This is a genomic window from Halobacillus sp. BBL2006 (assembly GCF_000786645.1).
Lineage (GTDB): Bacteria > Bacillota > Bacilli > Bacillales > Halobacillaceae > Halobacillus.
Genome location: NZ_JRNX01000156.1, coordinates 1 through 10,991 on the forward strand (window position 1 = coordinate 1; position 10,991 = coordinate 10,991).

A 10,991-nucleotide genomic window follows, 5' to 3' on the forward strand; every position below is an offset into this window, starting at 1 on the left:
TTTCTTGGAGACCTGTAAGAATTTCATCCTCTTGTTGGACCCCTTTAAGTGCGGAGAATGCGTATTGCTCTTCAATGTACTGCTTCGCATGCTCTTCTTTCATCATAAATTCGATGAATTGCCGTGCCTCTTTAGGATGATCGGAATCCTTTAGCGCTGTCAGCATAACGTCAACCCCTGAGATGAGTTCGTTTTTTTCAGGATCATTCGTAACTGGCATCGCAAACGTGCCCAGTTGGACATCGGGATTCACTTTTTTAAGCTCTGGAATCGCCCAGTTTCCCTGGAAATAAAAGAGGGCTTCTCCATTTGCAAACGCGCTGTTTCCATCGTTGTAGCCATACTGAAAGTTATCACTTAATCCATATTCCAAGAGTTGAAGCATTTTATCCGTCACTTCCTGATAGTCCTCTGTAAAACTCGCTTCACCGTTGTTTTTCTTTTCCGCGAAACGGTCCGGCTGTAAAACCCCGGCTACTGCGTTCCAAGGGATCATACCCGTCCACGCATCTTTTAGCGTGAAATAGATCGGTGTGACCCCTTCATCTTCCGCCTTTTCCAACGCAGCGATGAATTCATCCCACGTTTTTGGAACGTCCAACCCCAACTCTTCCATCAGCTTTTTATTGTAGATGACGGCGTTCGCGTTGGTTGCATAAGGGAGACCGTACGTTCCTTCGTGATCGCCCGGAACAAGTTGGTTGATCATATCAACATAACTCGGCTGAATGGTTTCCAGCATTTTTGTTCCAGAGTAATCGGTCAGCATGCCCGCATCCGCCAGTTCTCCATAGAGCGAGCTCCCAGCAATTGAGAGAATATCGGGCATATCCTCCTTCACGAGCCTTGTGCGGAGAACGGTTTCCGCAGACGGCGGGGCGTAAAGCTCTACATTGATGTCAGGATGCTGTTTTTCAAATTCTTCAATAAGCTTGTTGTACGTGTCGATGCTCTCCGCTTTGTTGGAAAACAACTCCAGCTTCACTTCACCTTCTGAAGATGCACTGTCGCCACAACCGGCTAAACTTAAAGCGATGAACGAACAGGCGACCATCAACTGAACGACTCGTTTCACTATTCTCCACTCCTTTTTTAAGTAAGCGTTTACGTTACCTGAAAAATAAATTCTCTGTTGGTTTATTTTATTGCAAAAACCGTTGCCTCGAATGGCTCAAGTATGACGTTTGCCAGGTTTGAAGAACCAGCATGCTCTTCTTCACGATTGGTCAGTACGACCTCACCACTATGATTCTGGAAGGCACCGAGCTTCGCTTTCTGTTCCTCGCCCGTAAAGTTGCAAAGCACAAGCAGGACATCATCACCGTACGTACGTGTATACGCAAATATAGTCTCACTATCTTGCAATAGCAGATCGAATTTCCCATAAACGATGGTCTCATTGGATTTGCGCAGCTGGATTAATTGCTGATAATAATGAAAAACAGAATCCGGATTTTTCAACGCATCTTCCGCATTAATCGTTTTATAATTTGGATTAACTCCAAGCCAAGGTCTGCCTGTTGTAAAGCCCGCATGCTTCTCTTTGGACCACTGCATAGGTGTTCTAGCATTGTCCCGGCCTTTATGGTGGATTCTTTCCATAACATCTTGAACTGCATCTCCGTATTGATGAACTCGTTCGTCATACATATTCAACGATTCCAAATCCTCATATTCCTCGATCGTTTCAAAAGCCACATTCGTCATTCCAAGCTCTTCTCCTTGATAAATGTAAGGCGTCCCTTTCATCATATGAAGGCAAGTACCGAGCATCTTAGCTGATTTTTCACGGTACTCCTGATCATTTCCAAAGCGGGATACAACACGTGGCTGATCGTGGTTGTTCCAATACAAACTGTTCCAGCCTTCCTCTTCGAGCTCATACTGCCACTTGGAAAGAATCCTCTTCAAGTCGGTCAGCTTCCAGCCGTTTAATGACCATTTTCCAAGCTCACCACCGTCGACATCCATATGTTCAAAGTGAAAGACCATGCTCAATTCATTCCGGTCCTCTGCCGTGTAAAGCTTTCCTTCCTCAGGAGTTACACCCGGCATCTCTCCTACCGTTAAGATATCATGCTTGGATAATACTTCCTGATTCATTTCATGTAAAAATTCATGGATACGAGGGCCGTTCATAAAATAAGGACTACCATCACCGTATTGTTTCCCTTCATGGACTTCGCCATTTGGATAAGCTGGATCCTTTGAAATAAAATTGATGACGTCCATCCGAAACCCATCGATTCCTTTGTCCAGCCACCAGTTCATCATGTCGTACACATCAGCTCTTACGTCTTCATTCTCCCAGTTTAGGTCCGGCTGCTTTTTTGAGAAGATATGTAAGAAATACTCCTCTGTTGCCTCATCATACTGCCAGGCAGAACCGCTGAAAGCTGATTCCCAGTTAGTTGGCGGCTCACCATTTTGGCCTTTTTTCCAAATGTAATAATCTCGTTTAGGATGATCTTTGGATGATTTTGATTCGACAAACCAGGCATGCTCATCTGATGTGTGGTTTACGACGAGATCCATGACAATCTTAAGATTTCGTTCATGCGCTTGTTGCAATAATTGATCAAACTCTTCCATCGTTCCGAACTCATCCATAATGGCTCTGTAATCACGGATATCATAACCGTTATCGTCATTGGGTGAATCGTAGACCGGGGAAAGCCAAATCACATCGATTCCAAGCTCAGCCAAATAGTCAAGTTTTTCTATGATTCCGGGAAGATCCCCAATTCCATCCCCGTTGCTATCGTTAAAACTCCTCGGATAAATCTGATAGACCACACTTTCTTTCCACCATTGTTTCGTCATATTACTTTTCCTCCTTCAAATTAACGTAAGCGTTTACGTAAACCTCTAAAAAAATTTAGTTTATTTTTTTTACAGAATCCCGCTCCACTAATTCATGCGCCATGATGCAAGATTCTGCCGTTTTCTCTTCTTTCATGGTTAGAACCATCTCAATCGCTTTTTCTCCCATGCGTTGAAAAGGCTGGGATATCGTTGTCAGCGGCGGTACAGACATTTCGGATAGTTTCAAATTGTCATAGCCGATGATGGAAACGTCCTCCGGAATGTTGATGCCAAGTTTATAGGCAGCTGCAATCGCTCCAACAGCAATCTCATCACTTGCTGAGAAGACGGCTGTCATCTCTGGATAGCGCTCCATCAGTTTCGGGAAACTTTTCAGACCATCTTCATACGTAAAGGATGAGGATTTTTCGACGAGAGAATCTGAATAGGGAAGGCCAGCTTCTAAAAGAGCTCTCTTGAAGCCTTCAATCCTCCCCATTCCTGCGAGTATGTCATTGGGGTTACCAGAAATCATTCCGATTTTCTCGTGACCAGACTCGATCAAATGACGTGTAGCCGTATAAGCTGCATGAGAGTCATCGACTTTCACAAAAGGCAAAGGGTATTTATACGATTGCGTCAAAACTAAGGATACGGGGACACCCATCCGCTCGAAGGCCTTATAATACTCCTCCGTCACTTCTTCACTTACAAATACGAGGCCATCCACTCGCTTCTCGCTCAATAACTGGATATATTTCAACGTCTTGACTGGATCAGCCGCCGTGTTACATACGATGACGCTGTATCCTTGCTCATGCGCACGCGCTTCGATTCCATGAAGCACTTCTGCTGACAAAAGCCCAGAAACACTTGGAAACAATACACCGATCGTTCCTGAATTCCGGTTCACAAGACCCCTTGCGATCGCGTTTGGCTGGTATCCAAGCTCTTCTATCGCTTCCAGCACCTTTGTTTTTGTTTTCTCTGAAAAACCCGGCTGGTTATTGAGTACCCTGGACACGGTTGCAATTGAAACATTCGCTGCTTTTGCTACATCCTGAATGGTCGGATTCATGACTACACCTTGCTTTCTTCACCTACGTAAGCGTTTACTAAAACTATATGTATTACTATACGCTTTTCCTAGTTTTTCCGTCAAGAAGATTCTGACCATTTAGTAGATCAGTCCCATCATGCATTTCATCCCTCCTCTTAGATTTGCGGAAATAAAAAAAGCTCTTGATCTATACTTATCAAGAACCTACAACTGAATTTATAGACGGAATGATTTTAATTTAACCAGTTCGCTTTGCAAAAAGTCTATTTCCTTTTCTAATCGTTCAATTGTCTCCAAACCGTCTGCCGCTTTTTTACTATAGTGATCAATTTCGACAATCAGTTCCTTAATTAGCTGAGGCTGAGTGAGATCACTTTTTCCCAGTATGGTCTGTTTTTCCTTCATTAAATTGACTGTTTCCTTTTTCAGTTGATCAATCTCCTGTTGATACACTCGCTCCTTCTTTAAGGAGGAGGACAGCTTTTCTTCCAAGTCCTGTTTGCACTGAAGCTGCTCATGAAGCTGTATCTCTTTTTGCTCTAGTTCTTTGTGATGGTTTGCTTGATGTGCTTCCACCATTTGTTCCATTTGGCTTTCAATTTCTTTTAACTGCTCCGCCAAGTTTTGATTTTCTTTTTTGAGTCTCTCATTATTTCTTTCTAATTCCTTATACTGACCTTCCCAGTCTCTTCTATTTTTTTGTTGCAATGAAATTTGTTGGTTCAACTCGTTTTCTTTTTCGTATTGCTGCTGTAACGTTTCATTTAAATGATTTAAATCTTCTGTTAGCTGCTTGTTTTTTGCCCCATATCGAGTGTTGGATTCTTTGATCTCATCTTTAAGAGCACTATTTTTATGAACAACAGCTTCATATTCCTGATTAACAGTCTTATAGTTTTCATCTAAATGCTGATAGGATGTTTTAATCGCCTCAAGTTCTTCTTTTAATTCTTGATTCCAGTTGGAAAGGTTTCGATTCTCTTTTAGAAGTCTATTGTTTTCATTTAATAAGTGAGTTTTACTCCTCTCTTCTCTTTGTAAAGCTTCTTCTACAATTGAAATTTTATCTTTAAGTTCCTTATTTAAGTTTTCTAATTGATCAATGTTATCCATTAATTTCATTTCTTTTTCTTTCGATGAGTTTACTTTCTTTGTTAAGCTTTGTTCTCGATCTTCAAACTGAGTAACCGTTGATTGAATATTTTCTATCTTGGCTTGCAAACTCTTTCTTTCTTTTCCTAATAAGTCCTCTATCTCTTTCAGTTTCTCTTGTAGAGCCATTCTTTCTATTTCCTTCGCTTGATATTTATCTTCTAGTTCAGTTCTTGCCTTCTCACTTTCCTTAAATTCGTAATCCAAAGTTTCGTACTTTTTATTCCATTCTCTTTCCAGTTCTTGTTTATAAATTAAAAATGGAGGCAGTTTTGTTTTAAAATCCTCGTTTTCTTTGTTTAATAACTGATTTTCGTTTTTTAGATGGTCCAATTCTTCATTTATTTTCTGGTTCTCCTGGCGCAGCTCTTCTATTTTTTTTAGATACGGCTGATCCTGCTTTGAAATCTCTTCATATTTACTTACCTCAGATTTTAAGTGGATGACCAATTGCTGAAGCTGTTCGTGTGTCAGTCTAGCTGAGGGAAAACTCGTTCGCTTTTTCACCTTCCATCCCCCTTATGAATTTATTTAGAATGAAATTTCACGCTTACCTTATTACTTGAACTGAACTTCACATTATCTTCATTAAAATAGACAAATCCACGAACAGTTACATCCTGGCCTTCTTCTGGTTTCTTAATAACAAATTGAAGATTATCCAACGAGAGACTTTGGTTTCCAGGTATAGTCACACGTTGAATCGGTCCGATCCAATATTCTCCCCGTTCTTCCGCCACTTCCAGCCAATCTTCACTCGCAAACTTCCAGCCTTTGGTCCCTTCTTCTGAATGCACTCCGAGTCCCTCCACGAGGTTAGGCGGAAGGATTTGACCACGGACTTCGAGACATCCTGCTGGTTGAACCTTCAAACAAATCACCGGATTATGCAAAGGAATCTCGCTCGCATTTTTTATAGTTAGTTTTCCATGAGTCATAAGACGATCCTTTTTTCCGCTAAAGAAAATCGTGTAGTCAAAATACACGTCAGCTGATGGCGGCTGTTTTGGGTTCCTTTCATCTTTTGGAACGGATGGCTGGGTAGGTTTAGGGTTGTTTTTAGTGGAAGTAGTTTCACCCTGCTTCATTATGTGGGGAGATGATTTTACTTTTGAAAAAATATCCGTTATCCCGATTGGCAAACAGGACAGCATAGATTGAGTCTTTCCAATTTGGAAATACCGTAACACCGCAGAAGCAATCATCATGGAAAGCAGCTCGATCCATTCTTGTTCTGTGTCCTGAGGGATAGTACAGCTTACCTTAAGCAGAGGAACCTGAGAGCTATTATCCATCTTCACAAATTGATGGTGGAACTCGCTGTCTTTTAACTCTTTGTATAAATTTAGCTTCAGTCTCTGTTGATCATGTCGAAGATGATGGTAAAACGTAACTTGAGGTGTGCGGTCTTCAGATGAGCTTGTTTTAGTCGAAAACTCAATCCTTAAATGCAGATCCTCTCCTTGTTCTTCATCAACAACCGTCAACCCGCTGTCCTTAAGAAAAAGCTTCATGGAATTCTCATAAAGTTCACTTCCCTTAATCAACACTCTTTTTGAAGATAAAGCAGGGCTCAGCACCAAATTCTTTTCCTTAGAGTGCCAGAAAGTTATAAACCCCTGGTCCTCACAATACAAACGAAAAGCTGGCAAGGATGAATAAGAAATCTCCCCTATTTTCTTTTTTTCATATAAAACAGAGATGTTCACTATATGACCTCCCGATCTATGCCTATTCAGTTCATTTTATGAAGCTATTAATGAATCATGAAGCTTTTTATTGATACTAGTTAGTAGCCTAGAAAGATATAGACGCCTGTCTATCTTACTAAAAATAGGTGAAAACCCCGTTACGAAAGCCTTTCTAATTAATAAGATATTAATGTTAAAACCATTTTAGAAAGGTAGATTGTATGAAAAATTTTAAGTCAATCAAAGGTGCTCAAATTCCTCCTTTGACGCCGAATAGTTTAATGCCCGAATGTATTCGCACGCAAAAAGTCTATGATTGGATCACAGATGTCAATCAGTACACAAACAAAACTCCTATTCCGGAGCCATGTGCAACAGACGTAGCCAATGCCATAGAAGCTGGAGTGAACATCGGTTTTAGGTGTACACCTCCGACGGTCCCAGGTCCTGATGCGACTTGTGAGGTAGTAGAGTTCACCAATGGTGCCCCAGGGATGATTCGTGTGCTATGGACAGTATTCGTTACAGTCACTGCTGTGAATGAGGACACTGATCCTGATACGCCTATTTGTTCATTTGTAGTACCTGTTCAATTTGATGACGTTTACATGGTTTGTATCCCAGCTCCATTTGATGAAAACAATGTGTTCTGTCGTATTACAGCCGTCCGCTGCTCTGTATTAAACACTGTTTTCCTTGGCAACCAGGTTCAAGTCAGCGTAACCGTATGTAAAGATATCCAAATTGAAGAAGAAGTGAAATTGGAAGTATTGGCGAAATTCTGTCAGCCACGTCCAAACGATATCCTGCCAACTCCTCCAACACCAGAGGAATGCCCAGGCTTCGAATTCCCGCCTCAATGTCCGAACATCTTCCCACGTCCGAACTGTGACTGTCAGGCGGAAGCCGCCATTGATACGAACGTGGCAAGTACAGGATTCAACTACGTACTCGATGCCTTAATTTGTGATAACTGTACGTTATCTCAAAGTACATGGAGTTACACGCAAACGGCTCCAGGTGGAGATGTGACCACTGTAACACCAAGAACGATTACAAGTGTTGAATGTAACAGCCTCACTGCAGGATTACAGATGATTGTTAGAGGAACAGCGGATGTAAGTGGAGCAGCTGGAAACTTCACAAATGTTAACTACGAGCTCTCCTTCATTGAAACTCCTGGCATGAACACACCTGATTTGTTCAACTTAATTGTAAGACCTGGTATGAACCCAATTATCGCAACAAACGACGTTCCTGTACCAGATGACCAATTAACTGTCCAAGACTGCTTAACGTTTGACGATTTAGAGGTTAATAGACCATAAAAGGTATAAAAGGGCGAAGGTATCCTTCGCCTTTTTTTTATAAAAAATTCTTAAAAACTCTAAATAAGGAGGAAAATTAGTGAGTCATATTCAATCTAATTTCGGAGTTGTAACCGAAAATAGTATTGGCAGAATTACAATCTTTGACACTGATAATCTTACTGTACTTCATCAAATCAACGTTCCATCTTACGACTATATTGATGTGGCTATAACACGGAACTGTGCTAGAGCATTAGTAACCGCTTTTAGTGCAGCACGAGTAATTCAATTAGACCTAACACAAGAACCACCTCAAGTGATTGATGATGAACCTACGCCATTAGCTGCAGTAGATGTATCTCTTACGCCTGACAGCCGTTTTGGGATCATTACAGATGGGGACTTTTTCATCGGCCCTGGTGGACCGGGTATCACCTCTTACAATTTACAAAGTCAAATGATAGTAAGTACATCCTGACATTGACTTGCAAGCTTCAGACGTATCGCCAAACGGAAGTGGTCTAGTATTAGGAGTAGATTATGATGATGACCGGATAAGGGTGCTGACAATTAGCAATAGCGGTACCCTCACAGATAGCGGCACGACAGTAGGTACAGGTGGGGACGGACCATTAAATATCACCTTTCACCATTCCGGCAATTATGCCTTTGTTGCTAACAACCTTAGCAGTGAAATTGCCATTTTTGATACTTCAAACCCCGCTCTTCCTGCATTGGTGAATAACGTACCTACAAACTTAGGTCCACAGACCATTGTAGATTCTGAAGACGGTACGAAGGTGTATGTTTTAACAGCAAATACAGTAAACATATTTAATTTCTCATCATCTATGCCTTATTTAACACTCTCAGGGTCTTTCAATCACGGTTTAGGTCCGGTTCTTACCTACTTTGGTGTAGATCAGATGGCTTTAGATGTCACCCAAAACAGACTTTTCATTTCATTAAATGGGGTTCTCGCAGGATTCGAAACGGACGGGTCACCGCTTGGTAACGGTAACGAATCCAATGGGGCAAGGTCAAATCACCGTTCAAGACTGCTTAACGTTTGGCGATCTACCTTTTAACTGACCGTAATAGTTAGGGAGAAGAGCACTTTCTCCCCTTTTTGAATGAAAAGAAATAGGTGAACACCTTTTTTTGATCGATGAATAACTTATTTCTAAGTTACTTTTCTAAAAGAGGTGTCTTTTGCCATGGCAGATTTAAATAATGTAAACGGAATTAATGATCTTACTCCCAATAGCTTAATGCCCGAATGTATCCGGGTAATGAAAGTCTATGATTGGATTACGGATATCAACAGTTATGAAAATAAAACTTCGATCCCTGCTGCTTCTTTCTGCAACGAACCTTGTGCATCCAGAGTAAGAGCCGCATTAGAGAAACACCACGATTTAAAAGTGGAATGTAATACACCAGAAGTCCCACCACCGTTTCCGCTTAAGGAGATTAAAAACTTTTCCAACAAATGCCCTAAAAAATGTGAAGATAAATTTGATCGTTTCAGCTGTGAGATATTAGAAATAGAAAATGGCACCCCCGGTGTCGTCCGAATATTATGGACCGTATTTGTGGAATTGAAAATTATTGACGCCACGGAAGATAAATTGTTATGTAAATTTGATGTTCCCGTTCAATTTGATGAAGAATATATGATTTGTATTCCTGCTCCATTAGATGAAGATAACATCTCCTGCAGGATTACGAAAATTTTCTGTAAACCAACGAATCGAGTGCTGCTAGGTGATTTGGTCCAGCTTAGAGTAACCATTTGTAAGGAAATCCAAGTAGAAGCAGAGGTTAAACTAGAAGTGTTGGGTAAATTCTGTCAACCGAGACCGAATGATATCCCACTCCCTCCTCCAATCACCGAAGTTTGTCCTGATTTTGAATTCCCGCCACAGTGTCCGGATATATTCCCACGAACGAATTGCGACTGTCAGGCGGAAGCAGACATTGATGTAACCGACTCGGGAACACGGCACCAGCTGGAGGCTCTAATTTGTGATAACTGTACCCTGTCTCAAAGTACATGGGTCTATAACTACACTTCTGCTACAGGAAATACAACAGTTATCCCACGAACGATTGCCAGTGTAGAGTGCACAGGTGACCTTATAATGACAGTAAAAGGCCGGGCGGATGTGATAGGAGGAACAGGCGACCAATTGAATGTACCGTATACCCTCACTTTAACAGAAGCTGCCCAAGATACGTTCGCTTTAACTGCTGGAACTTTTACAGTAGTGCCAGTTGATGTTCCGAATAATCAGCTGCTTGTTAAAGACTGTCTCACCTTCAACGATATTCCTTATACCACTCCTTAATCATTGGGGGGATTTTTCCTCCCTTCCTCTTTTCCAAAAAAATTTTCACCAATTACTGTTTGATACATATACCTATAATAATATGCAGATCAAGGAGGAATAGGGCTATGGAAGACAAAGCTAGAGACTGGAATCATTCGAACATTATCCCCTTCTACCCCGTCCTCAAAAAGATGAATGGTGAATTAAAAGCCTCACAAAACACTCTGCGGCGCATCAAGGAAGACCTTTCTGATTTCAAACACAAAGAGGATAAGTGGAAAAATGAATTAAAAAAAGCCGTGATTACAGATCTAGCCGTACAATTATCAACGATTGAATTACGATCAGACCTGAGCGCTTCCATCGTTAAACAATCGCCATTTTATGAAAATCCTAAAATTCATATGGATAGGATGAATCTTTCCTCTTATGTGAGACAATTTACCGTTAATCAAACGGTTAAAGTCATGCCTAAGCAGCTGCATGACACTCATTCAATTTTAACGGAAGAAAAGCAAGTCTATATTGATAAATTGAAGCAGTTAAATGAGAAACAGAGCCATTTGCTTCAGAAATACGAAGATTTGAAAATAAGCATGCTAGAAAAAGAGAAGTCGAGGAAGGAACAAAAAACAAAAGA

The 10,991-nt window shown here is 41.1% G+C and carries 10 protein-coding genes; 5 read left to right on the forward strand and 5 right to left on the reverse strand.

The window, feature by feature from the left end:
- The 5 genes from LD39_RS05640 to LD39_RS05660 all read right to left on the reverse strand — a co-directional run.
- Positions 1-1,075 (reverse strand): ABC transporter substrate-binding protein (locus tag LD39_RS05640; RefSeq protein WP_052158746.1); only part of this gene is annotated, 1,075 nt, incomplete at its 3' end.
- Positions 1,076-1,137: 62 nt separating this feature from the next.
- Positions 1,138-2,823: an alpha-glucosidase gene (locus tag LD39_RS05645; RefSeq protein ID WP_035543810.1), complete on the reverse strand. Its 1,686-nt coding sequence runs from the start codon at positions 2,821-2,823 to the stop codon at positions 1,138-1,140.
- Between the two features lie 55 nt (positions 2,824-2,878).
- Positions 2,879-3,883, reverse strand: a complete 1,005-nt coding sequence (locus LD39_RS05650) for a LacI family DNA-binding transcriptional regulator (RefSeq protein ID WP_035543812.1) — start codon at positions 3,881-3,883, stop codon at positions 2,879-2,881.
- A 198-nt stretch (positions 3,884-4,081) separates the two neighbouring features.
- Complete coding sequence (locus LD39_RS05655) at positions 4,082-5,350, reverse strand: hypothetical protein (protein WP_156112574.1); 1,269 nt, start codon at positions 5,348-5,350, stop codon at positions 4,082-4,084.
- Positions 5,351-5,544: 194 nt separating this feature from the next.
- The gene (locus LD39_RS05660; protein WP_035543815.1) at positions 5,545-6,726 is read right to left on the reverse strand and encodes a hypothetical protein; all 1,182 of its coding nucleotides are present in this window, start codon (positions 6,724-6,726) and stop codon (positions 5,545-5,547) included.
- 203 nt (positions 6,727-6,929) lie between these two features.
- Here LD39_RS05660 and LD39_RS23015 point away from each other — a divergent pair, with 203 nt between their 5' ends.
- The 5 genes from LD39_RS23015 to LD39_RS05685 all read left to right on the forward strand — a co-directional run.
- Positions 6,930-8,036, forward strand: a complete 1,107-nt coding sequence (locus tag LD39_RS23015) for a hypothetical protein (protein ID WP_035543817.1) — start codon at positions 6,930-6,932, stop codon at positions 8,034-8,036.
- 79 nt (positions 8,037-8,115) lie between these two features.
- Positions 8,116-8,496 (forward strand): hypothetical protein, encoded by a 381-nt coding sequence (locus tag LD39_RS05670; RefSeq protein ID WP_035543818.1) that lies wholly within the window; start codon positions 8,116-8,118, stop codon positions 8,494-8,496.
- A gap of 7 nt (positions 8,497-8,503) precedes the next feature.
- A complete protein-coding gene (locus LD39_RS05675) occupies positions 8,504-9,106 on the forward strand; it encodes a beta-propeller fold lactonase family protein (protein WP_197061397.1) in 603 nt (200 codons plus the stop codon).
- 129 nt (positions 9,107-9,235) lie between these two features.
- Positions 9,236-10,369: a hypothetical protein gene (locus LD39_RS05680; protein WP_052158747.1), complete on the forward strand. Its 1,134-nt coding sequence runs from the start codon at positions 9,236-9,238 to the stop codon at positions 10,367-10,369.
- A 107-nt stretch (positions 10,370-10,476) separates the two neighbouring features.
- On the forward strand, positions 10,477-10,991 hold a 515-nt coding region (locus LD39_RS05685), incomplete at its 3' end, for a hypothetical protein (protein WP_035543821.1).